The sequence below is a fragment of the Nocardia harenae NBRC 108248 genome (assembly GCF_001612885.1).
GTDB lineage: Bacteria > Actinomycetota > Actinomycetes > Mycobacteriales > Mycobacteriaceae > Nocardia > Nocardia harenae.
The window spans coordinates 462,849-485,423 of record NZ_BDBH01000007.1; the positions used below are offsets into that span (position 1 = coordinate 462,849).

20 protein-coding genes are annotated in these 22,575 nt (G+C 71.4%); 14 read left to right on the top strand and 6 right to left on the bottom strand.

Features of this window, described 5'->3' with window-relative positions:
- Nucleotides 1-51 precede the first annotated feature (51 nt).
- Entirely contained in the window at nt 52-906 is an 855-nt protein-coding gene (panB, locus tag NH2_RS17710; protein ID WP_067655020.1) for a 3-methyl-2-oxobutanoate hydroxymethyltransferase, read from the bottom strand.
- A 231-nt stretch (nt 907-1,137) separates the two neighbouring features.
- On the opposite strand from panB, the gene NH2_RS17715 reads away from it, so the two are divergent.
- From NH2_RS17715 to NH2_RS17735, 5 genes are all read left to right on the top strand, one after another.
- Nucleotides 1,138-2,748, top strand: a complete 1,611-nt coding sequence (locus NH2_RS17715; RefSeq protein WP_084505627.1) for an alpha/beta hydrolase — start codon at nt 1,138-1,140, stop codon at nt 2,746-2,748.
- A 111-nt stretch (nt 2,749-2,859) separates the two neighbouring features.
- Nucleotides 2,860-4,200 (top strand): type I glutamate--ammonia ligase, encoded by a 1,341-nt coding sequence (gene glnA, locus NH2_RS17720; protein WP_067655775.1) that lies wholly within the window; start codon nt 2,860-2,862, stop codon nt 4,198-4,200.
- A 75-nt stretch (nt 4,201-4,275) separates the two neighbouring features.
- Nucleotides 4,276-7,287, top strand: a complete 3,012-nt coding sequence (locus NH2_RS17725) for a bifunctional [glutamine synthetase] adenylyltransferase/[glutamine synthetase]-adenylyl-L-tyrosine phosphorylase (protein ID WP_067655022.1) — start codon at nt 4,276-4,278, stop codon at nt 7,285-7,287.
- A 324-nt stretch (nt 7,288-7,611) separates the two neighbouring features.
- Nucleotides 7,612-8,535, top strand: a complete 924-nt coding sequence (locus NH2_RS17730) for an endonuclease/exonuclease/phosphatase family protein (RefSeq protein WP_245650621.1) — start codon at nt 7,612-7,614, stop codon at nt 8,533-8,535.
- A 73-nt stretch (nt 8,536-8,608) separates the two neighbouring features.
- The gene (locus tag NH2_RS17735) at nt 8,609-10,048 is read left to right on the top strand and encodes a neutral zinc metallopeptidase (protein WP_067655024.1); all 1,440 of its coding nucleotides are present in this window, start codon (nt 8,609-8,611) and stop codon (nt 10,046-10,048) included.
- Between the two features lie 3 nt (nt 10,049-10,051).
- On the opposite strand, the gene NH2_RS17740 is transcribed toward NH2_RS17735, so the two are convergent.
- From NH2_RS17740 to NH2_RS17750, 3 genes are read right to left on the bottom strand one after another with little or no spacing between them, the layout of a single operon-like run.
- Nucleotides 10,052-10,927 carry an alpha/beta hydrolase gene (locus NH2_RS17740; RefSeq protein ID WP_067655027.1) on the bottom strand — a complete coding sequence of 292 codons (876 nt, stop codon included), beginning with the start codon at nt 10,925-10,927 and terminating at the stop codon, nt 10,052-10,054.
- A 28-nt stretch (nt 10,928-10,955) separates the two neighbouring features.
- Nucleotides 10,956-12,302, bottom strand: a complete 1,347-nt coding sequence (locus NH2_RS17745) for a M20/M25/M40 family metallo-hydrolase (RefSeq protein ID WP_245650622.1) — start codon at nt 12,300-12,302, stop codon at nt 10,956-10,958.
- Nucleotides 12,299-13,954, bottom strand: a complete 1,656-nt coding sequence (locus NH2_RS17750) for a CocE/NonD family hydrolase (protein ID WP_245650623.1) — start codon at nt 13,952-13,954, stop codon at nt 12,299-12,301. The genes NH2_RS17745 and NH2_RS17750 overlap by 4 nt, the downstream gene beginning before the upstream one ends.
- Before the next feature lie 163 nt (nt 13,955-14,117).
- On the opposite strand from NH2_RS17750, the gene NH2_RS17755 reads away from it, so the two are divergent.
- Both NH2_RS17755 and NH2_RS17760 read left to right on the top strand, forming a co-directional pair.
- Nucleotides 14,118-14,588 carry a TY-Chap domain-containing protein gene (locus NH2_RS17755; protein ID WP_067655030.1) on the top strand — a complete coding sequence of 157 codons (471 nt, stop codon included), beginning with the start codon at nt 14,118-14,120 and terminating at the stop codon, nt 14,586-14,588.
- Between the two features lie 250 nt (nt 14,589-14,838).
- Nucleotides 14,839-15,576, top strand: coding sequence for a DUF4191 domain-containing protein (locus NH2_RS17760; RefSeq protein ID WP_067655033.1), 738 nt, complete (start codon nt 14,839-14,841; stop codon nt 15,574-15,576).
- Here the strand turns inward: NH2_RS17760 and NH2_RS17765 are convergent, their stop codons facing one another.
- On the bottom strand, nt 15,577-16,029 hold the full coding sequence (locus tag NH2_RS17765) for an RDD family protein (RefSeq protein WP_067655035.1): 453 nt from the start codon (nt 16,027-16,029) through the stop codon (nt 15,577-15,579). It lies immediately after the preceding gene.
- 457 nt (nt 16,030-16,486) lie between these two features.
- Between NH2_RS17765 and glnA (NH2_RS17770) the strand changes: the two genes are divergently transcribed.
- Complete coding sequence (gene glnA, locus NH2_RS17770; protein ID WP_067655038.1) at nt 16,487-17,923, top strand: type I glutamate--ammonia ligase; 1,437 nt, start codon at nt 16,487-16,489, stop codon at nt 17,921-17,923.
- Between the two features lie 76 nt (nt 17,924-17,999).
- On the opposite strand, the gene NH2_RS17775 is transcribed toward glnA (NH2_RS17770), so the two are convergent.
- On the bottom strand, nt 18,000-18,446 hold the full coding sequence (locus NH2_RS17775; RefSeq protein WP_245650624.1) for a hypothetical protein: 447 nt from the start codon (nt 18,444-18,446) through the stop codon (nt 18,000-18,002).
- A 12-nt stretch (nt 18,447-18,458) separates the two neighbouring features.
- On the opposite strand from NH2_RS17775, the gene NH2_RS17780 reads away from it, so the two are divergent.
- From NH2_RS17780 to NH2_RS17800, 6 genes are all read left to right on the top strand, one after another.
- On the top strand, nt 18,459-18,941 hold the full coding sequence (locus NH2_RS17780) for a type IV toxin-antitoxin system AbiEi family antitoxin (RefSeq protein ID WP_439951755.1): 483 nt from the start codon (nt 18,459-18,461) through the stop codon (nt 18,939-18,941).
- Nucleotides 18,938-19,204: a hypothetical protein gene (locus NH2_RS29885; RefSeq protein ID WP_245650625.1), complete on the top strand. Its 267-nt coding sequence runs from the start codon at nt 18,938-18,940 to the stop codon at nt 19,202-19,204. Before NH2_RS17780 ends, NH2_RS29885 begins: the two co-directional genes overlap by 4 nt.
- 60 nt (nt 19,205-19,264) lie before the next feature.
- The gene (locus tag NH2_RS29890; protein ID WP_245650626.1) at nt 19,265-19,717 is read left to right on the top strand and encodes a nucleotidyl transferase AbiEii/AbiGii toxin family protein; all 453 of its coding nucleotides are present in this window, start codon (nt 19,265-19,267) and stop codon (nt 19,715-19,717) included.
- 620 nt (nt 19,718-20,337) lie between these two features.
- Nucleotides 20,338-20,655, top strand: coding sequence for a WXG100 family type VII secretion target (locus NH2_RS17790; protein ID WP_067655040.1), 318 nt, complete (start codon nt 20,338-20,340; stop codon nt 20,653-20,655).
- Between the two features lie 9 nt (nt 20,656-20,664).
- The gene (locus tag NH2_RS17795; RefSeq protein ID WP_157103829.1) at nt 20,665-20,964 is read left to right on the top strand and encodes a WXG100 family type VII secretion target; all 300 of its coding nucleotides are present in this window, start codon (nt 20,665-20,667) and stop codon (nt 20,962-20,964) included.
- Between the two features lie 134 nt (nt 20,965-21,098).
- Nucleotides 21,099-22,562 carry an ADP-ribosyltransferase gene (locus NH2_RS17800; RefSeq protein WP_157103830.1) on the top strand — a complete coding sequence of 488 codons (1,464 nt, stop codon included), beginning with the start codon at nt 21,099-21,101 and terminating at the stop codon, nt 22,560-22,562.
- Nucleotides 22,563-22,575 lie beyond the last annotated feature (13 nt).

Below are 22,575 nucleotides of genomic sequence, written 5' to 3' on the forward strand. Positions count from 1 at the left end.
CTCTGTGTCGTTCGGGTGATTCGGTTCCCCCGAGTCTGCCACCGGCTCCGGTCAGAAGGTGTGCTCCGGCGCGGGGAAGGTGCCCCGGCGCACCGCGTCGGCGTAGCCGGTCGCGGCATCGCGCAGCGCGTCGCCGACCGCGCCGAAGCGCTGCACGAACCTCGCCGTCTTCCCGCTGGTGTAGCCGGCCATGTCCTGCCAGACCAGCACCTGGGCGTCGCACTCGGCCCCGGCGCCGATGCCGACGGTCGGGATCGTGAGCTTGCGGGTGACCTGCCCGGCCAGCTCGGCCGGGACCATCTCCATCACCACGGCGAAGGCGCCCGCCTCCTGGACCGCGATGGCGTCGGCGATCAGCTGCTCGGCGCCGTCGCCGCGGCCCTGCACCCGGAAGCCGCCGAGCGTGTTCACGCTCTGCGGGGTGAAGCCGATGTGCGCCATGACCGGGATCCCGGCGGCGGTGATGTGCGCGATCTGCTCCGCGACCCGCTCGCCGCCCTCCAGCTTGACCGCGTGCGCCTGCCCCTCCTTGAGGAAGCGGGTGGCGGTGGCCAGCGCCTGCTGCGCCGATGATTCGTAGCTGCCGAACGGCAGGTCGGCCACGACCAGCGCGCTCGGCGCGCCGCGGACCACGCCGCGGACCAGCGGGAGCAGCTCGTCGGCGGTGATCGGGACCGTGGTGTCGTAGCCGTAGACGACGTTCGCCGCGGAGTCGCCGACCAGCAGCACCGGGATTCCGGCCTCCTCGAAGAGCCGGGCGGTCGAGTAGTCGTAGGCGGTGAGCATGGACCATTTCTCGCCCGCGGCCTTCAGCTGGGCGAGGTGCTGGACGCGGGTCTTGCGGCGGGCCGGGGCGGCCCCGGGGGCAGCGCCGTAGGCGGGGGTTTCGGCACCGGATACGGACATCGTCGTCCCTTTCGTCGATTCCTCGAGGCCCGATACGGGTCCCCGGGTGGGGTGACGGTTCCAGTGTGCCACCGGGCCGGGCGGTGGCACAGGCCCCGCCCGCGGTGCGATCGGTCACAGCCCGGCCGGGTGCGTGCGCCCGCCGTGCCGCTCGGGCCCGAAGGCGGCGATTCCACGCCCGCGCGGCGCGCGATAGCGACCCGGTCGCCCGGCTCTGCCAGGATCGTCGGTATGCGATCGGAGCGCGGGTGGCGGTACAGCCGGACGGCCGGACGGCCGGTGCGCGCGGCGGCGCGGTCGCTCGGCGCGCCCCGCCCGCGCGGCGCTGCCCCCGCGCTGGCGCTCGCCATCCTCGCGCTGGCCGCGCTGACCGGCTGCACGATCGACCGGAGCGAGCCGGTGGCGCTGCCGCCCGCCCCCACCGGCCTGGAGCGCTTCTACGACCAGCGCCCGGAGTGGCAGTCCTGCGCCGGCTTCGTCGGCCCGGACGAGCGCATGGCGCCGAACGCCGAGTGCACCCGGATCGAGGTCCCGGTGGATTACGCCGACCCCGCCGGCCCGACCGCGAAGATCGCGCTCTCCCGCGTGCCCGCTAGCGGGAGGAAGATCGGCTCGCTGCTGCTCAACCCCGGCGGCCCCGGCGTCTCCGGGCTCGGCATGACCGGCCTCGGCTCCGGCACCCCGCTGGCCGAGCGGTTCGACCGGGTCGGCTTCGACCCGCGCGGGGTCGGGGCGTCGCAGCCGGTGATCGCCTGCCTGACGCCGCAGGAGGCCGATGCCGAGCGCGCCGAGCCGCCCACCGACAACGACCCGGCGGGCATCGCCGCCGCCGAGGCCGACAACCGGGACTACGCGGGCCGCTGCGCCGAGCGCACCGGCGCCGAGTTCCTCGCGCACGTCGGCACCCGCGAGGTGGTGCAGGACATCGACGTGGTGCGCGCCGTGCTCGGCGACCCCGCGCTCACCTACGTCGGCTACTCCTACGGCACCAGGATCGGCGCGGCCTACGCGGAGAAGTTCCCGGACCGGGTGCGCGCGCTCGTCCTGGACGCCGCGGTCGACCCGGCCAGCGACCCGGTGGCCGAATCGCTGCGCCAGGCCGCCGGCTTCCAGCTGGCCTTCGACGGCTACGCCGCGCAGTGCACCGAGGACCCCGAGTGCCCGCTCGGCACCGACCGCGCCGCCGCGGTGGCCCGCTTCCGCGCCCTCGTCGACCCGCTGGCCGAGCGCCCGGCGGCCACCACCGACACCCGCGGCCTCAGCTACGGTGACGCCATCACCGGCGTGCAGCAGGCGCTCTACGCGGACGACCTGTGGCAGGTGCTCACCCTCGGCCTGGAGGAGCTGCGCGACGGCCGCGGCGACACCCTGCTGCAGCTCGCCGACATGTACGACGGCAGGCGCGAGGACGGCAGCTACGACAACACCCAGGACGCCTTCAACGCCATCCGCTGCGTGGACGACCCGCGGATCACCGACCCCGCCGTGGCGGGCAGGCAGGACACCGAGTTCCGGGCCGCCGCGCCGTTCCTGGACGACGGCCGCGGCACCGGCGCCGCCCCGCTGGAGCTCTGCGCGGCCTGGCCGGTGCCGAACTCGGGCACCCCGCACCGGCTCGAGGTGCCGGGGCTGCCGAAGACCGTGGTCGTCTCCACCACCGAGGACCCGGCGACGCCGTACCAGGCCGGGGTCGAGCTGGCCGCCCAGCTGGACGCCGCGCTCATCACCTACCGCGGAAACCGGCACACGGTCGCGCTGGTGGCGGGGGTGCAGTGCGTGGATCGCGCGGTGGTGGAGTACCTGGTGAACCTGACCGAACCGGCGCCGGGGCTCACCTGCTGAGCGGCTCACCACGGCCAATGGTGAGCTGTGAGCTCTGTCACAGATGAAGCTGTAGCGAAGTCGTGTCCGCATGTAACACGGATTTAACGCCGGATGCTTACGCTCGCCACCATGGATCGCCAGAAGGAATTCGTGCTGCGGACCCTGGAGGAACGTGACATCCGCTTCGTGCGGCTCTGGTTCACCGACGTGCTCGGCTACCTGAAATCCGTGGCGATCGCCCCGGCCGAACTCGAGGGCGCCTTCGAAGAGGGTATCGGCTTCGACGGCTCGGCCATCGAGGGCTTCGCCCGGGTGTCCGAAGCCGACATGGTGGCCCGCCCGGATCCCTCCACCTTCCAGGTGCTGCCCTGGGCCTCGAGCAAGGGCCACCAGCACTCCGCGCGGATGTTCTGCGACATCACCATGCCGGACGGCTCGCCCTCCTGGGCCGACCCCAGGCATGTGCTGCGCCGCCAGCTGAACAAGGCGGGCGATGTCGGATTCAGCTGCTACGTGCACCCGGAGATCGAGTTCTTCCTGCTGAAGAACGGCCCGGCGGACGGCAGCGACCCGATCCCGGCCGACACCGGCGGCTTCTTCGACCAGGCGGTGCACGACTCGGCGCCGAACTTCCGGCGGCACGCCATCGACGCGCTGGAGTCCATGGGCATCTCGGTGGAGTTCAGCCACCACGAGGGCGCGCCCGGCCAGCAGGAGATCGACCTGCGCTACGCCGACGCGCTCTCCATGGCCGACAACGTCATGACCTTCCGCTACCTCATCAAGGAGGTGGCGATCGACGAGGGCGTGCGCGCGACCTTCATGCCCAAGCCGTTCTCGCAGTACCCGGGCTCGGCCATGCACACCCACATGAGCCTGTTCGAGGGCGAGGCGAACGCCTTCCACGACCCGGACGACTCGCAGAACCTCTCGGCCACCGCGCGCGCCTTCATCGCGGGCATCCTGGAGCACGCGCCGGAGATCAGCGCCGTCACCAACCAGTGGGTGAACTCCTACAAGCGGCTGATCCACGGCGGCGAGGCGCCGACCGCGGCCTCCTGGGGCCGGTCGAACCGCTCCGCGCTGGTCCGGGTGCCGATGTACACGCCGAACAAGTCCTCCTCGCGCCGGGTCGAGATCCGCAGCCCCGACTCCGCCTGCAACCCCTACCTGAGCTTCGCGGTGCTGCTCGCGGCCGGGCTGCGCGGCATCGAGAAGGGGTACACGCTGCCGCCGGAGGCCGAGGACGACGTCTGGGCGCTGACCCCGGCCGAGCGGCGCGCCATGGGCTTCCGCGAGCTGCCGGGCACGCTGGACGAGGCGCTGGCCGCCATGGAGAAGTCGGAGCTGGTCGCCGAGGCGCTCGGCGAGCACGTCTTCGACTTCTTCCTGCGCAACAAGCGGCAGGAGTGGGCGAACTACCGCAGCCAGGTCACCCCGTGGGAGCTGCGCGAGTATATGGGGCTCTGACGAGCGGAGCGCGTCTATAGGGAGCTCTGACGAGCGGAGCGCGTCCGCCGGAGACCGTGGCTGTAGCTTTAGACCATGGTCCGGCCCCCGACTGCGCGCTCAGCTGTTCCCGGCGTCGGACGGCTCGGCTTGCTCGAGCCGACCGCCGCCGCCGCCCTGCGCGAGCTGGCGTGGGACAACGTGGAGAGCATCCCGGTGCTCTGGGCGCTCTCCCGCGCGCCCGACGCCGACTTGGCGCTGAGCACCCTCATGCGGCTGCGCGAGGCGCTCGGAACCGGCTGGGCCGAGCTGGATTCGGCGCTGCGCACCGACAAGTCGCTGCGCGGCAGGCTCTTCGCGCTGCTCGGTTCGTCCAGCGCGCTCGGCGACCACCTGGTCGCCGACCCGGCCGCCTGGCCGGAGCTGCGCCGCACGGAGCTGCCGAGCGCCGAGCAGCTCCGCGCCGAGCTGCTCGCCGTGGTCGACGCGGTGCCGGAGGAGGGGCCCGCCGCCGGGCCGCTGGTCTTCCGTGCCGCGCGCACCGGCCCGGAAGTCGTTCCGCTGCTGCGCAAGCGGTACCGCGACCAGCTCATGCTGCTCGCCGCGCAGGATCTCGCCGCCACCGTGGAGAACGAGCCGGTGGTGCCCTACGAGGTGGTCGGCAGGCAGCTCGCCGACATGGCCGACGCCGCGCTCACCGCGGCGCTCGCGGTGGCGATCGGCCGGGTCTGCAAGGACGCGCCGCTGGCGGTCCGGCTGGCGGTGATCGCCATGGGCAAGACCGGGGCCCGCGAGCTCAACTACGTCAGCGACGTGGACGTGCTCTTCGTGGCCGAGCCGGCCGACGCCACCGCCACCCGGCTCGCCGCCGAGCTCATGACCGTCGGCGGCACCGCCTTCTTCGACGTGGACGCGGCGCTGCGGCCGGAGGGCAAGGCCGGCGCCCTGGTGCGCACCCTGGACTCGCACCTCGCCTACTACCAGCGCTGGGCCCGCACCTGGGAGTTCCAGGCGCTGCTCAAGATGCGCCCCGCCACCGGCGATTTCGAGCTCGGCCGGGCGTACCGGGACGCGCTCATGCCCATGGTGTGGACCGCCTCCGAGCGCCCCGACTTCGTCACGGACGTACGCGCCATGCGCCGCCGGGTGGAGAATCTGGTCCCCGCCGACCTGCGCGAGCGCGAGCTCAAGCTGGGCCACGGCAGCCTGCGCGACGTCGAGTTCGCGGTGCAGCTGCTGCAGCTCGTGCACGGCCGGGTGGACGAGGCGCTGCACGTGCAGAACACCACCGAGGCGCTGGCCGCGCTGGCCGACCGCGGTTACGTGGGCCGCGACGACGCCGCCAACCTCACCGCCTCCTACGAGTTCCTCCGGCTGCTCGAGCACCGGCTGCAGCTGCAGCGGCTCAAGCGCACGCACACCCTGCCCGCCGGCGACGACGAGGAGGGGCTGCGCTGGCTGGCCCGCGCCGCGCACGTCCGCCCGGACGGCAAGCAGGACGCGGGCGGGGTGCTGGTCAGCGAGATCCGGCGGAACACCGTGCGGGTGCGCAGGCTGCACGCCAAGCTCTTCTACCGCCCGCTGCTGGAGTCGGTGGCCCGGCTGGACTCGGACGCGCTGCGGCTCAGCCCGGAGGCGGCGGTCAGGCAGCTGGCCGCGCTCGGCTACGCCGAGCCGGAGCACGCCCTCGGCCACCTGCGCGCGCTCGCGGGCGGGGTGGCGCGCAAGGGCCGGATCCAGACGCTGCTGCTGCCGACGCTGCTGGAGTGGCTCGGCGACACCCCGAACCCGGACGCCGGGCTGCTCGCCTACCGCCGGGTCTCCGAGGCGCTGGACGAGCAGACCTGGTTCCTGCGCGAGCTGCGCGACGAGGGCGCGGTGGCGCAGCGGCTGATGATCGTGCTCGGCTCCTCGGCCTACCTGCCCGACCTGCTGATCAACGCCCCCGAGACGATCCGGCTCTACGCCGACGGCCCGCAGGGGCCGCTGCTCTGCCGCACCCAGCCGGAGGAGGTCGCGCGCGGCATCCTCACCGCCGCCGCGCGCTACGACGACGCCAGGCGGGCCGTGGCGGCGGCCCGCTCGCTGCGCAGGCACGAGCTGGCCCGCGTCGCCTCGGCCGATCTGCTCGGATTGCTGGACGTGCCGCAGGTGTGCCGCGCGCTCTCCTCGGTGTGGGTGGCGGTGCTGGAGGCGTCGCTGCGGGCGGTGATCCGCGCCGACGAGGTGGAGTCGGGGGAGCAGGCGCCCGCCGGGTTCGCGGTCATCGGCATGGGCAGGCTCGGCGGCATGGAGCTGGGGTACGGCTCCGACGCCGACGTGCTCTTCGTCTGCGACCCGCGCCCCGGCGTGGACGAGACCAAGGCCGTGAAGTGGGCCAACTCGGTGGCCGACCGGCTGCAGAAACTGCTCGGCGCGCCGAGCACCGACCCGCCGCTGCAGGTCGACGCCGGGCTGCGCCCGGAGGGGCGCAACGGGCCGCTGGTGCGTACCCTCGCCGCCTATGCCGCCTACTACCGGCAGTGGGCGCAGCCGTGGGAGATGCAGGCGCTGCTCCGCGCCCACCAGGTCGCGGGCGACCAGGAGCTCGGCGTGCGCTTCCTGCACGTGGCCGACGAGGTGCGGTATCCGAAGGGCGGGGTCTCCGCGGAGGCGGTGCGCGAGATCCGGCGGATCAAGGCCCGGGTCGACTCCGAGCGGCTGCCGCGCGGCGCCGACCCGGCCACGCACACCAAGCTGGGCCGTGGCGGGCTCGCCGACATCGAGTGGACGGTGCAGCTGCTGCAGCTGCGGCACGCGCACGAGGTGCGGGGGCTGCACAACACCTCCACGCTGCAGTCGCTGGACGTGATCGAGGAGACCGGGCTGCTCGGCGCCGATGACGTCGGGCTGCTGCGCGACGCCTGGATCACCGCCACCGCCGCGCGCAACGCCCTGGTGCTGGTCCGCGGCAAACCCAGCGACCAGCTGCCCGGGCCGGGCCCGCTGCTCTCCGCCGTCGCCAAGGTGGCCGGGTGGCCCACCGACGACGGCGGCGAGTTCCTCGACAACTACCTGCGCGTCACCCGGCGGGCGAAGGCCGTGGTGGAGCGGGTCTTCGGCGGCTGAGGGCCGCCGCGATCCCGAGCACCGCGCGGCGGCGTCGGCGCTCATCGCGGCGGGCTGACCCGGCCCCGGCGGAGCGGCGCCGGTCGGCCGTCCGGGTAGGCTCGCCGCATGGACCGCGCACCCGTTACGGGCCGCGATCCCCGGGGGGCTGAGCCGAGCCGTGTCCCGGGGTCGCCGCTGCCAGTTTCGCCCACGTCCGCTCCGCGCACCCCAGCCGGGGGCGTGGGCGAGGCGGGCGGGCCCGGTGGCGGCGCTCCGCCCGGCGGCGGGTCCGGCGCGGGCGGGCGCGGCGGACGGCGTGCGCCGCGGCGCTGGTGGCAGCAGGTGAGCTCGGTGCTCGGCTGGCTCGCGGTCGCCGCCGCACTGCTCGGCATCGCCCTGCACTACGGCGTCTCGCAGCGCTTCTCGGCGGTGCTGCTCGCCTCGTTCGCCCCCTACCTGATGCTCGGCGCGGTGCTCGCGCTGGTGCTCTTCGCGGTCGCGCGCCGGTACCGCGCCGGCGCGCTGGCGCTGGCGGTACTGGCGGGCGCGTTCTGGACCCAGCTCCCGCTCTTCGTCGCCGACGGCCACGCGGGCAACGGCCCGCCGCTCACCGTCCTGCAATCCAACCTGCTCTTCGGCGACGCCGACGCCGAGGCAGTCCGCGCGGTGGTGCGCGACGAGAAGGTGGACGTCCTCACCGTGCAGGAACTCACCCTGGAGGCGGTCGCCCGCCTCGATGCCGCCGGCCTCGCCGCCGACCTGCCCTACCGCTACCTGCAGCCCGGCACCGGGGGCGGCGGCAGCGGCATCTACAGCCGCTACCCCATCCGCGACGAACGCCGCTTCGCGGGCTTCGAGATGGCCAACCTCGGCGTCACCGTGCAGCACCCCGAACTCGGCCCGATCCAGGTTCTCAACTTCCACCCCATGCCGCCCCCGCTCAACTTCGGCGCGTGGACCGGCGAGATGGCCCGGACCAGAGAGCTCCTCACCGCCACCACCGGCCCGGTCGTGGTCGGCGCCGACTTCAACGCCACCCGCGACCACACCGCCTTCCGCGCCTTGCTCGGCGACCGCTTCGCCGATGCCGCCGAACTCGCGGGCGCGGGTCCCCAGCTCACCTTCCCGGCGGACCGCGCCTGGGGCCCGCTCATCGGCATCGACCACGTCCTGCTCGCGGGCGGCACCGCCGAGTCGGTGCGCACCCTCACCGTCCCGCGCTCCGACCACCGCGCCGTCCTGGCCCGGATCCGGCTGGACGACTGAGCGATACGGCACCCGCCGCCGCGTGCGATTAGCATGTGAACGCTCGACGGTGCTTTCCGGGGAGGACAACCGAATGCGAACGACCCTGCCGCGGCTCTGCGCCGCCCTGCTGGCGACCGGGCTGCTGCTCACCGGCTGCGCCGGCGGCTTCACCAACGACAAGCCGCGCGCCGCCACCGCGGCCGAGAACCCCTGGCAGATCGCGGGTTCCACCTCCAGCACCGGACCGAGCGGCCCGCGCGAGGGCGCGCCGGACAGCACCAAGACCGCCGAGAACGGCGACGGCGGCGCCATGGACACGCTCGCGCTGAACGCCCTCACCGATGTCGAGGCATTCTGGCAGGCCGAGTGGCCCGAGCACTTCCAGGGCACCTTCGCCCCGGTCGCCAGGATCGTCTCCTGGGACGCCACCGCGCCGAGGAACCGGGCCGTCGAGTTCTGCGGCGAGGACACCTACCAGTTCGTGAACGCCGCCTACTGCGGCCGCGACCACTCCATCGGCTGGGACCGGGGCATCCTGCTGCCGGAGCTGGTGAAGAGCTTCGACGACATGGCCGTCGTCATGGTGCTCGCGCACGAGTACGGCCACGCCGTGCAGGGCCAGGCACGGATGTCGAACCGCGCCACCCCGACCCTGGTCCAGGAGCAGCAGGCCGACTGCCTCGCAGGCGCCTTTCTCCGGCACGTCGCCGAGGGCGACTCCGCGCACTTCACGCTGAACACCACCGACGGGCTGAACGCGGTGCTCGGCGCCACCGTCGCGGTGCGCGACCGGGACCCCGGCGACCCGGACAATGTGCACGGCACCGCCTTCGAGCGGATCACCGCGGTGCAGGTCGGCTACACCGACGGCGTCCCCGGCTGCAAGCGGATCGATCAGGCCGAGATCCAGGCGCGCCGGGGCAGCCTCCCGGTCACCTTCGAGTACGGCGAGGAGGAGGGGCAGCTCCCGGTCGACCGGGAATCCCTGGCCAGCATGGCCACCGCGCTCGGCCGGATCATGCCGCTCCCGACGGCGCCGACGTTCGACTACTCCGGCGTCGGCCGGAGCTGTGCGGGCGCGGCGCCGACCGAGCCGGTGAGCTACTGTCCGGACACCGACACCGTCGGCTCCGACGTCGCCGACCTGGCGAAGCGCGGCGGCCCGACGGCGGGCGAGGACGCCCCGCTCTCGGCCATCGTCTCCGGCGACTACAACGCCTTCGTCGCCTTCGTCTCCCGCTACGCCCTCGCGGTGCAGCGCGCCCGCGGCCTGGAGCTGACCGGCGCGGAGAGCGCCGGGTTGCGCACCGCCTGCCTCTCCGGCGCGGTCACCACCGCGCTCAGCAGGGAGGGCAGCGATCCCCGGCTCTCCGCGGGCGACCTGGACGAGGCGGTCTCCGGGCTGCTCGCCGACGGCTTCGTGGCGAGCGACGTCGAGGGCGAGGTGGTGCCGAGCGGCTTCGCCCGGCTGGAGGCGTTCCGGCTCGGGGTGCTGGAGGGCGAGCAGTCCTGCTACCGCCGCTGGGCGTAGCGGTCAGGCCGACGGGTGCGCGGGGCCGCTGCGCGCCCGCAGCCAGCCGGTGAGGTCGGCGAAGACGGCCTTGCGCTCCGGCTCGTTGAAGACCTCGTGGTAGAGGCCGTCGTACCGGAGGACGCACTTGTCCGTCGAGGTCACCCGCTGGTCGAGCAGGTCGGCACCGGCGGGGGCGGCGATGGTGTCGCCGGTGCCGTGCAGCACCAGCAGCGGCTGGTGCACCCGGCCGAGCCGCTCCTTGAGCCGACCGGCGGTCTCCATGATCTCCACCGCGGTGCGCGCGGGCAGCTTGCCCCGGAACACCAGCGGGTCCTCGTCGTAGCGGCGCACCACCTCGGGGTCGCGGCTGATCTCGGCGGAGTCCAGCTGCAGCACGCCGAGCCCCGGCAGCGCGCGGGTGAGCAGCGGGGCGAGCAGCCGCTGCACCGGGTTGCCGAGCGGAATGTCCAGCGGCGGCGCGGAGAGCACCACCCCGGCCAGCTCCGGCGCGGTGTCCCTGGTGAGCAGGTGCAGCACCACCAGGCTGCCCATGGAGTGGCCGAGCAGGAAGCGCGGCGCCCGCGGGTGCGCGGCGGTGGCCCGGTCCAGCAGTGTCGCCACATGGTCGGCGGCGGTCTCCATGGAGCCGATGTTGGCGGTGCCCGCCCCGGCCGAGCCGCCGTGGCCGATGTGGTCGAAGGTGTAGACGGCGAAGCCGTGGCAACTGAGGTGCTCGGCCAGCTCGGCGTAGCGCCCCGCGTGCTCGGCGACGCCGTGCACCAGGATCACCACCCCGCGCGGGGCGCCGCCGGGCTGCCTGGTGTACCAGGCCACCCGCCCGCCGCTGCCGTCGAAGGTGCCGCTCTCGGGAAAGCCGTTCGTGGTGAAGCCGGCCATCGCTGTGCTCCTCGGTTCCTCGGTGCGGTCAGCCGGCGAGCCGGTCGAGCAGGCGCCGGTCGAATTCGATGAGGCGAGCGTAGTTGAGCCGGGAGATCCGCTCGTCGGTACCGTGGATGCGCTCCAGATCCGCCCGGCTCAGCACGATGGGCGCGAAATTGCACCTGGTCCCCGCCAGGCCGTCGTAGTGCCGGGAATCGGTGGCGCCCGGGACCAGCCCGGTGGTAACCGCGATGCCGGGCACCACCGCGCGGGCCAGCTCCGCCACCAGCTCGAAGGCCGGGCCGGGGCCGCTGGTGTCGGATGGCTCCGAGGCCGGCCCGACCAGCTCGATGGTGAGCCCCGGATCGCGGGTCACCGCGCGGCAGTGCTCCAGCACGCCCTGTACCGAATCCCCGGGCAGGATGCGGAAGTTCACCAGCGCCTCGGCCCGCTGCGGCAGCACATTGGCCTTCACCCCGCCGTGGAAGACGGTTGGCGCGGTGGTGGTGCGCACCAGCGCCTCGGTCTGCGGCCCGGCGGCCAGGATCCGGATGACCACCGGCGCGGCGATCCGGGCCGCGCGCAGCAGGATCCGCCGCAGCCGCGGCATCACCAGCCGCAGCCTGCCGACCATGTCCGCGATCACCGGGGTGAGCCGCAGCGGCATGGGGTTGTCCTGGATCCGGGCCACCGCGCGGGCCACCCGGCCGACCGCGGTCTGCTTGCCGGGCATGGAGGAGTGGCCGCCCACCTGGGTACCCGCGATCCGCACGGTGGCGTACCCCTTCTCGCCGACCATGATGGTGGCGACCGGCACCTCGACCCCGTCGGCCAGATCCTCGGCGATCACCCCGCCCTCGTCCAGCAGCAGCTCCGCCCGCACCCCGGCATCCCGCAGGTGCGCCGCCATCCGCACCGCGCCGGAATCCCCGAAGGTCTCCTCGTCGTGGCCGAAGGCCAGGTAGATGGTGCGCCGCGGCCGCACCCCGGCGGCCAGCGCCGCCTCGGTCGCCTCGAGCAGCGCGAGCACCCGGCTCTTGTCGTCGATGGCGCCGCGGCCCCAGATGAACTCCGCGTCCACCACGCCCGCGAAGGGCGGGTGCGTCCAGCGGCTCTCGTCGTCCACCGGCACCACGTCCTGGTGCGCGAGCAGCAGCGCGGCCACCCGCTCCGGCTCCCGCCCGGCCCAGCGGTAGAGCCTGCTGTGCCCGAACCGCAGGCACTCCAGCTCCCGGTGCACCAGCGGAAAGGATTGCTCCAGGTGCGCGCCGAGCCGCTCGAACTCGCCGTCGGCGAAGTCCGTCGGCGGCTCGGTGGAGATGGTCACGCAGCGCAGCGCCTCGGCCAGGCGCTCGGCGACCGCGTCGTCGACGGGGCGGACCGGTTCGGTCACGGCGCGGGGGCCGGGGCGGGGAGGTTCAGGACCACACTCGCATTCTCCACCACCCCCGGCGCCAACGTGAGCACCCGCTCGGCCTTCCACTCGAGCAGGTCGGTCCCGGCGCCGCCCGGCAGGTCGGCGGTGCGCAGCGCGGTGAGCAGCGGCAGCTCCACCTCGGCGCCGAGCACCGTGACCGGCGCGTTCACCCCGGTATCGACCCAGACGTCGTCCGCCATGTTCACGATCCGGATGCCGAGCCGGTGCCCGGCCGGGATCGGCCAGTCCTGGGCCAGCATGCGGATCCGCGCGGTCTCGGTGACGGGGGCGATGCCGCGGGTGATCACCGTGGCGCGGCCGCCCGGCTCCACGTCGTAGAGCTCCACCGTCACCGTCGCGGTGGGCGGGCCTGCGAGCCGCACGGTCGCGGTCGGGATGCCCGCGAGGTGCTGGATCGTCGGCAGCGGCTCGGAGATCGTCCAGATCTCGCGGTCCGGGCCGGGCAGCAGCCCGCGGTGCGTGTAGGTGCCGGTGCGCAGCGGCACCGCGACCCGCGCGACGTCGGCGGGCGGCCACTGCCGCTCGCCGCGCCAGCTGCCGTCGGCCGCGTTCACGGTGATCGGCGGGCCAGGTACCTCGACGGCACGGTCCGCGACGTGCCGGTCGAAGAAGGCGAGCACCTCGGCGGTGAAATCCGGGCCCGCGCACTTGTCCTGGCAATCCCGGTGTCCCCACTGCCCGAACCAGGCGCGGTGCTCGCCGGGGCCGAGCGCGTCCCAGAAATCGAAGACCCGGTACGGGCGCGTGTTGTAGTCGATCAGCCCCTGGCCGAGGAAGACCGGAACGGTGCTGCCGCGCACCTTCTCCACCAGTTCCCGATCCCGCCAGAAGGACGTGCCCGGATCGTGATTCGCGGTCTCCGCGAGATAGGGGAGATAGCAGCCGAGCGGAATCTGCGCGGCATTCGCCCGGTACTCCGGCGACGAATTCCAGTGGCCCGGAATGGAAGCGAAGAGCAGGTGCTCGAGCCCGACTCCGTCGGCCGGACGCAATCCGGTCTTCACCACCGGCTTGCCGGAGAATCGCCACGAGATGCCCTGCATGTACAGGTAGGCGTAGGCATCGACGACGGGGCCGAAGGTGGCGACCGCGGCCAGCCCGCGCGGCCGCTCGGCCAGCCCCATCACCCCGGCCCAGCCCTCGTAGGAGAGGCCGTACAGCCCCACCCGCCCGGTCGACCACGGCGCGTCGGCCGCCCACTCCACCGCCGTCCGCACATCGCCGCGCTCGCCGGGCCCGCCGTAGTCCGGGCAGCCGGACGAGCCCGCGAAGCCGCGCAGATCCACGATCACGTAGGTGTACCCGGCCGCGAGCAGCTGCGTGACCGGCAGGTAGTCCACGGCGGGGCCGCCCTGCGGGCGTGGCACCGTGAGGTACGCGAGCTGGTTGCGGTAGGGGCTCACCGTCACGATCACCGGGGTGCGCACGTCGTCGGCGAGCCCGGGGGGGCGCAGGATGTCGGCGTGCAGCCGGGTGCCGTCCGGTGCGGTCAGGTACTCCTCGCGCCACTGGAACGCGGGCTGCGGCCCGGCCGCCGTCACCGGCGCGAACATCCCGAGTACGAGGAGCGCCCCCGCCAGCGCGCGCAGCACCGTCGTGATCGTCACGAGAGCACTATCGACCGCCGCGCGGCCGCGCGCCAGACCCAGGATCGGGGGTCGCCGCGCGAATTGCGGTGTGCCGGGACACGCCGGTGTCGGCCGGAAATACGACGAGGACTGCGCACCTCCGGGCGTATGATCGGCGCATTCGATGGCTCGGGGATTGATAATGAACGATTCGACAGCCGGTGACTGGGAGCGGTTCGTGCGCGCGCTGGCGCGCTGCCTGGCGGAGCTCCCGTCCCGGGCGACCCTGGTCATCGCCGCCTCCGGGAACCGCTACGCGCAATTCGTGCAATTCGACATCCGGCTCTCCGCGGAATTGGCGGGCAACGATTTTCTGCTCGAGCCGATCTCCCCGGCGAACGCGCAGCGGCTGCGCGAGCTGGGCTGGACCGCCCCGGATTCGGCGCGCGACGTCGAGAACTGGAGCCGCACCCTGCTCTGGCCGATCTCCGAGCGCACGCTGGTGCGGCTGGCCGAGGGCGCTGCCATCGGGCTGCACGATGCCATGGGCGTCGAATCCCCCGCCGACCTGCGGGCCAGCGGCTGGACCGAGAACCCGGGGCCGCTCGACCTCTCGGTGCTCGGCGTCGCCGACCGGCGCGAACCGCCGGACCGCAGCCCGGCGAGGGGCTGAGCCCGCCGCGGCCGGAATCGATCCGGTCGGTGGCGCGAGAACCCAGCCCGGCCAGGGGCTGAGCCCGCCGCGGCCGGAATCGATCCGGTCGGTGGCGCGAGAACCCGGCCCGGCCGGGGGCTGAGCCCGCCGCGGCCGGAATCGATCCGGTCGGTGGCGCGGGGACCCGGCCGGAGGCCGAGCCCCGCCGCCGTCCGGGGCGGCCGGTGCCAGGGACGCCCGCGAACCGCCTGGCACTATCCTGAGCACCATGGCAGCAGGGAAGGCCGCTTCCAAGGAAGCGAAGGCCGCGGCGAAGGCGGCGCGCAAGCAGCAGTCGAAGGAACGCAGGCAGCAGCTGTGGCAGGCGTTCCAGATGCAGCGCAAGGAAGACAAGCTGCTGCTCCCGCTGATGATCGGCTCGGTGCTCGGCAGCACCGTGCTGTTCTTCCTGATCGGGCTGATCTTCGGCATCCAGTGGTTCCTGCTGCCGCTCGGCATCCTGCTCGGCGTGCTGCTCGCCTTCATCATCTTCGGCCGCCGGGTGCAGCGCACCGTCTACACCCGCGCCGAGGGCCAGGCAGGCGCCGCCGCCTGGGTGCTGGAGAACCTGCAGGGCAAGTGGCGGGTCTCGAACGGCGTCGCCGCCACCACCCAGCTGGACGCGGTGCACCGGGTGATCGGGCTGCCCGGCGTCATCTTCGTCGCCGAGGGCAGCCCGCAGCGGGTGCGCTCGCTGCTCGCCCAGGAGAAGAAGCGCACCGCCAGGCTGATCGGCGACACCCCCATCTACGACGTCGTGATCGGCAACGACGAGGGCCAGGTGCCGCTCAAGGAGCTGCAGCGCTACCTCACCAAGCTGCCGCGCAATATCGACGCCAAGCGGATGGACAATATCGAGGGCAGGCTCTCGGCGCTCAGCTCGCGCAGCGGCCCCGCGCTGCCGAAGGGCCCGATGCCGGGCAACGCCAAGATGCGCGGCATGCAGCGCACCATCCGGCGGCGCTGATCAGCGCGAGCGCACCAGCACGGTGCCGGTGGCGCGGTCGTGCATGCCGCGGCCGTCGGCGTCGGTGAAGAGCGCGGGGATCACGAACACCAGCAGCGCCTGCCTGGCCAGCGCCCGGACGAAGCCGACCGCGATCGGGCCCTCGATCCTGCCTACCCGCAGCTTGGCGAAGTACTGACCGGGGGTGAAGCCGAAGAGCGTCACCGCCGCGATGCCGATCACGAACCAGATCAGCAGCGGCAGGTTGGCGTTCACCCCGCGCACGATGAGCGCGGAGATGCCGACCGCGATCATCCAGTCCAGGAAGACCGCGACCACCCGCCTGCCCATGCCCGCGATCGAGCCGGGCCCCGATTCGGGCAGCCCGAACTGCTCGCCCCGATACCCCGACGCGGCCGGGTCGCCCGGCTCCGCCGCGGGACCGGACAGCCAGGAACCGGTGATACGCGCCATGAGCCCAGGATAGGTCGTCGCCCGGCTCCGCTTCACCCGGCGCCGTCGCATACCGGCAGTTAACCGATGGCGGTGCGGCCACCGTGCCCCGATCGGTGTGTCCCGGATGACAGTGCGCGGCATGTGAGCAAGGCCATGCGGGCTCGGGCCGCCCCGGCTGCCGAAGCTTCGCTGGAGTCGTTCGGCCTGCTCCGCCCGTCCCCGCTCGGAGCTGGGGCTACACCGGGGCAACCGGCGGCTGCGATGCCTCGCAAACCCGTGCCCACGTCGTGCGCGAGGGCGCGGCATGGCAGGATCGTCGGTGGCCCGGGGCGAGGCGGGCAACCTCACACCAATCGCCCTACGTGTAACACTCGCGAAACACAGCCTTGATTGCCGGGAAACACCGCCTCCATAGCGTCTTTCGACGAACCCACGCAATCGACACGGGCTGGGAACCGATCGGTAAGGAGAACAAGTGACGTTCAGCACGGCCGACGAGGTCATCAAGTACATCGCGGAGCAGGAGGTCGAGTACGTCGACATCCGCTTCAGCGACCTGCCCGGTGTGCAGCAGCACTTCTCCATCCCGGGCAAGGCCTTCACCGCCGACCTCGTGGAGGACGGGCTCGCCTTCGACGGCTCCTCCGTCCGCGGTTTCCAGTCCATCGACGAGTCGGACATGCTGCTGCTGCCCGACTTCAGCACCGCCCAGCTGGACCCGTTCCGCGCCGCCAAGACGCTGAACATCAACTTCTTCGTGCACGACCCGTTCACCCGCGAGGCCTACTCCCGCGACCCGCGCAATATCGCCCGCAAGGCCGAGGAGTACCTGCGCAGCACCGGCATCGCCGACACCGCCTTCTTCGGCCCCGAGGCGGAGTTCTACATCTTCGACTCGATCCGGTACGACTCCGGCATCAACGGCGCCTTCTACGAGATCGAGTCGGTCTCGGGCTCCTGGAACACCGGCGCCGAGCGCGACCCGGACGGCAAGCTGAACCGGGGCTACAAGGTCCGCAACAAGGGCGGCTACTTCCCGGTGGCGCCGTACGACCACTACGTCGACCTGCGCGACAAGATCTCCACCAACCTGCAGGCCGCCGGCTTCGAGCTGGAGCGCGGGCACCACGAGGTCGGCACCGCGGGCCAGGCGGAGATCAACTACAAGTTCAACACCCTGCTGCACGCCGCCGACGACCTGCAGCTCTTCAAGTACATCGTGAAGAACACCGCCTGGGCCGAGGGCAAGACGGTGACCTTCATGCCCAAGCCGCTCTTCGGTGACAACGGCTCCGGCATGCACGTGCACCAGTCGCTGTGGAAGGACGGCAAGCCGCTGTTCCACGACGAGGCGGGCTACGGCGGCCTCTCCGACCTGGCGCGGCACTACATCGGCGGCATCCTGCACCACGCCCCCTCGCTGCTGGCCTTCACCAACCCGACGGTGAACTCCTACCACCGCCTGGTCCCCGGCTACGAGGCCCCGATCAACCTGGTGTACTCGCAGCGCAACCGCTCCGCCGCGGTCCGCATCCCGGTCACCGGCAACAACCCGAAGGCCAAGCGCATCGAGTTCCGCGCGCCGGACTCCTCGGGCAACCCGTACCTGGCCTTCGCCGCCATGCTGATGGCAGGCCTGGACGGCATCAAGAAGAAGATCGAGCCGCTCGCCCCGGTCGACAAGGACCTCTACGAGCTCCCGCCGGAGGAGGCCAAGGGCATCCCGCAGGCGCCCACCAGCCTCGCCTCGGTCATCGACCGGCTCGAGCAGGACCACGAGTACCTCACCGAGGGCAATGTCTTCACCCCCGACCTGATCGAGACCTGGATCTCGCTCAAGCGCGAGGGCGAGATCGCGCCGGTCAACCTGCGGCCGCACCCGTACGAGTTCGAGCTGTACTTCGACGTGTAGGTCGTCGCGCGTTCGAGGGTTCTCCGAGGCCCCGGCATTCCGATGGGGGATGCCGGGGCTTCGGTTCGTTCCGGGTCTAGTGCGTGGTGATCCAGGACAGGTCGGGGAGACAGCGGGGCCGTTCGTCGGTGTACCAGGCGTATTCGAGCGCGCTCAGCAGCCCGTCTCGCGCCCAGAGAATGAGTTCGCCGATCGGAGCGCCGTCACCGTCGGTGACCGCGGCCTCGGCGACGATCCCGCTCGCCGGACCGGCGGTGGCCCCGGGCAGGACGGTCAGGTCGACGCTGGGTGAGCCGGGACCCCAGGTCGCGACGACCCGCGCGTGCGGAATCTGTGCCGCGTAGCTGGCGTCGGCACCGGTTGCCAGGAGGGCCGCGATGACATCGGCTTCCCGCCGGGTCAGTGCCCTGGGGTGGATCGACTGCGAACCGTGCGTACCAGGGACGCTGCCGTCGTATATGCCCATCCACGCCCCGAGTTGTCGCGACTCGTCGAGCGGGGTGTGCTGCATCGGGTCGCGCACGGCTACTACATCGTGGTGCCGCAGGAGCATGTCGGTCGTCCGTGGTTGCCCGGTCTCGAAGCTACCGCGGCGGGGATCGCTGTGGCGATCTACGGGAGCGACAGGGCCGTGCTGATGGGAGTGAGCGCGGCTCGGCTGCTCGGTGTGACCCCTCGCGCGCTGTCCACCGCGGTGGTCGCGGTGCCGGCGCAGTACCGGCCGATCGCGCTGTCGGACCGCCGCGCCACCGTCCGATTCGTGCGGCGCGATGTCGACGCTCTCGATGCCGAACGGGTGCCGACGCCACTCGGCGCCGCACTGGTGACGACCCCCGAGCAGACCTTGCTCGACCTGGCTCGGCGGCCGTCCCTCGGCAATGCAGAGCCGGACGTGCGCGCCGCGATCGCCGCGCTCTACCGGCGCAGCAACCCCGAGCGGCTCACAGAACTCGCTGGGCCACAGCGCCTCGTGGGCGCGCTGCGCCGCGCCGCGAGCTGGGTACAGGGGGAGCGGTGAACCTCGACGAGCGCGACGAGGTCGCGGTCCGCTTCGGCGTCGCGCCGGAACAGGTGGAGCGGGACCATCTGATCTCGCACCTGCTCGCGGCCATCTCCGCCCGCTTCGCGGATCGGCTGCACTTCATCGGCGGTACCGCGCTCGCCCCGCACCCATCTCGTGTCCGGACGTCTCAGCGAGGACGTCGATCTAGTCGCGCTCGGCAGCCGCGCCGCGCTCGCCGCCGATCTGGCTCGGGTGCTCCCGCAGGCCATTGCCCGTAGCCACGGTCGGCTGACGCTGAGACCCGGTCTCCGCGAATCCGTGATACCGAGGCAGCTTTCGTGCAGGCCGACAGCGGTCTGTCCATCAAGATTCAGCTGCTGTCCGCGCGGGACCGAACGGTATGGCCCACGGAACTCCGCCCGCTCGGGCAGCGCTACGGCGACGCCCCACCGGCGCAGTTGCCGGTGCCGACCCTGCCCGCCTTCGCCGCGTCGAAGACGGCAACGTGGCACGATCGCCGTGCTCCTCGCGACTTGTGGGATCTGTGGGCGCTCGCCGGAATCGGGGCCATCGACCCAGCCGCAGCCCGCCTCTTCGTGCGCCACGGACCGACGAATCGGCCGCCGGCGAACCATCTGTTCGATCGCCCGCCGAGCGAAGACGAGTGGGTTTCCCAGCTGGCGGGGCAGACTCGGCTGACGGTCACCGCGGCTACGGCGCTGGACATCGTGCGCGAGGCATGTAGCCGTGCAGTCGGGGGTGAAAACAGTGTCGGGGAAACGGATCCGTAGAGGCCCTCGACCTGGTTCGATGAGCAATCGACTCACGCCCATAGCGAGCAGACATCATCGAGCGGGGGTTCATGACCGATCAGTACGGGCGCCCCAACAGTACCCGGCGCGGGGGCAGTACCTCGGGGGCACGGGCCACAGGGGTACACGCAGCCGCCGCGGAAGAAGGCGAAGTGGCCGTGGATCCTCAGGGGGATCGCGCTGGTGATCGTGCTGGGCGTCGGCGGGTGCATGGCGCTCATAGCCGGGGCGGTGAGCGAGGTGGACAAGGAGGCCAAGCGGAGGTGACGGTCACCTACGAGGTCGACGGGAGTGGGGGCGGGACGTCGGTTACCTATTCCGGGCGAGACTTCAATATCGCCCAGAAGTCGGAGGCGCCGCTGCCATGGAGCAAGGACGTCACCACTTCGACGTGTAGGTCGTCGCGCGTTCGAGGGTTCTCCGAGGCCCCGGCATTCCGATGGCGATGCCGGGGCTTCGGTTTGTTTACAGCCAGCTCCGGTGATCGCGGCGACATCGCGACCCGATCTTCCGGAAGTTGCAGGGAACCGGTGGCACCAGCCGTGCGTCAGTATGTAGACGGAGATGACGTAGACGGAGATGACAGAGAGGGGTCGACCATGTCATCCAAGGCCGACGGCGAGATCCTGCGGGTGGTGCCCGCCGAGATTGTCGATGCAGGGCAGTTCGTCCAGCTCACGGCGGATGCCTTGATCAGCGGCCTGCGCTCGCTCGACGGAGAGATCGGTCGCCTGCTCGACGGCTGGACAGGTAGCTCCGCGGACGCGTATCGAGCTGGGTGGACCGAGACCAGGTATGGTGCGCTGACCGTGCTGGAGTCGCTGGTCGCGATGGCCGAACTTCTCGGGGTGAGCGCAGAAAATTTCACCGATCAGGAACAGGTGAACAGTGACGGCATCGTGCTGCTGGATATCTGAGGGGGAGTGATGAGCGACGATTCATTCCGTGTCGACCTGAACGAACTGGACGCAGCCACCGCGCGGGTAGCGGGCTTCATCGGATTTCTCTCCGACAGCCTGGCCGGACTGGAACAGCGGATGGGTGCCCTGCAGCAGAACTGGCAGGGACAAACGGCGGTCGCGCAGGCGCAGGCATTCGAGCAGTGGCGCACCGGTGCCACCGATGTGGTCGAAGGCATCGACGCGATGCGCCAGGCTTCGATTGATGCCCACGGACGCTATTCGTCTGCTGTGGAGGCGAACCTGCGCATGCTGGGGCGCCGGTAGCGGCTTGTGCCGACGCTGAGCGTTCGATCTTTACCGAGGGGGACCATGGACAGCGGTGCGCACGCGCGATCGGGGTCGACAAAGCCGGACAACGTAAAACGAGATGCGGCACCCACCTCGAAGTGGGCCGCGACGTGACCGAGCTGAACGTCGATCCGATCGTATACACCTCGGCCGCAAGCAATCTCAATACATCCGCGGTCGATTTTCACGCTGCTTTCGCTGCGGCCATGGGGCAGCTCTCCGGAATCACGGAGATGGGCGGCACGGTAGGGGCATGCAGGGATTGGTCGAGTTCCTACGACGCCACTTCCATCGATGCCTACACATTGTCGAGCAGCCTGGTGCAGGCGATCGACAACTACGCCGACATCTTGCAGCAGGCCGGGTACAACTACGCACTTGCTGACCACCAGAAGGGGACCGGCCGTCCCGAGCCGGTCAAACCGACGGCGTTCCCGTTCGCGTGGAGCAGCTGCCCCCAGCCTCCCCCTTCGGCGGGAGGGCCGGGTAGCGGCCTGGTCGACGACGGATTCCAGCTCGCGAGCAAAGCCGGCATCCCCATCCCCGATGGCGATCCCGATAAATTACTCTCAGCCGCTGCCGTGTGGGATGGACTGGCGAAGAGCGGGGCGGTGGCCGGACTGCCGGCCAAACTCGAGAGCACGGCCCAGAGTTTCGACAGGGTGACTGCGCCGGAGTCGTCCTTCATCGACGAGGATATTCGTGAGATGAAGGCGGCAGCGGAAGACGTCGGCACGATATTCGCCGATATCGCTCAGGCCTGCCGGGATCAGAAGGCCGCCATCGACGATATGCGCGCGAAACTGCGGACTCTGCTCGAGGATTTGGCAGAAGAAATCGCGATCGAGATCGCAACCACCGTGGTGTTCTCTGCGGTCGCGGGCGCGTTGTCCGCTGGATTCGGTGCTGCGGCGGTTGCGGCATACCGCGGCGGAAAAATTGTCGAGAAAGTGACGAGATACGCCGGCAGAATCAAGAGCATCATCGAAACCGTGCGGTTCGCCATCAAGGTGAAGACGCAAAAGGTTACATCGACTATCCGCGACAAGCTGCAACGCATCATTGATCTGGTCAAGCGGCGCGGAGATGATGCAGCCCGGCGCACAGCGAACCCGTCGCTGACGCAGAAGGACCTGGATGCGCTCAGGGACTACACTGGTGCCGGGTATCAGGACCTCAACAGGGGCTTGAGAGAGGGAACCGTGGACGCCGCACAGCAGGCACGAATCGACGCGACGAACGAAGCTCTTTCCAAGCTTCCCGATCACTCCGGGGTGGTCTATCGGGGCACCACGCTCCCGCAGGACGTCATCGACAACTACAAAGAAGGGACGATCGTGACCGAAAAGGCATTCACGAGCACGTCGTCTTCTGCTTCGACGGCCTTCCCCGGAAATGTCGAATACACGATAGTTTCCAAGACCGGGAAAGATGTCAAACCGTTCTCGGCCGTGGAAACCCCAGGTTACACGGAGAACGAAGTCTTGTTCCGAAGTGGGACGAATTTCGAGGTACTGAAAAACGAGGTCGACCCGCGGACCGGGAAAACGATCATTCACTTGGTGGAACGCTGACGCGGAGGTAGTT

Coding starts and splice junctions, on each gene's coding strand:
- NH2_RS17765 (WP_067655035.1), bottom strand. CDS start 16,029: ATGGCGCGTATCACCGGTTCCTGGCTGTCCGGTCCCGCGGCGGAGCCG.
- NH2_RS17725 (WP_067655022.1), top strand. CDS start 4,276: ATGGTCCGGCCCCCGACTGCGCGCTCAGCTGTTCCCGGCGTCGGACGG.
- glnA (WP_067655775.1), top strand. CDS start 2,860: ATGGATCGCCAGAAGGAATTCGTGCTGCGGACCCTGGAGGAACGTGAC.
- NH2_RS17760 (WP_067655033.1), top strand. CDS start 14,839: ATGGCAGCAGGGAAGGCCGCTTCCAAGGAAGCGAAGGCCGCGGCGAAG.
- NH2_RS17740 (WP_067655027.1), bottom strand. CDS start 10,927: ATGGCCGGCTTCACCACGAACGGCTTTCCCGAGAGCGGCACCTTCGAC.
- NH2_RS17715 (WP_084505627.1), top strand. CDS start 1,138: ATGCGATCGGAGCGCGGGTGGCGGTACAGCCGGACGGCCGGACGGCCG.
- NH2_RS17755 (WP_067655030.1), top strand. CDS start 14,118: ATGAACGATTCGACAGCCGGTGACTGGGAGCGGTTCGTGCGCGCGCTG.
- panB (WP_067655020.1), bottom strand. CDS start 906: ATGTCCGTATCCGGTGCCGAAACCCCCGCCTACGGCGCTGCCCCCGGG.
- NH2_RS17795 (WP_157103829.1), top strand. CDS start 20,665: ATGAGCGACGATTCATTCCGTGTCGACCTGAACGAACTGGACGCAGCC.
- NH2_RS17735 (WP_067655024.1), top strand. CDS start 8,609: ATGCGAACGACCCTGCCGCGGCTCTGCGCCGCCCTGCTGGCGACCGGG.
- NH2_RS17790 (WP_067655040.1), top strand. CDS start 20,338: ATGTCATCCAAGGCCGACGGCGAGATCCTGCGGGTGGTGCCCGCCGAG.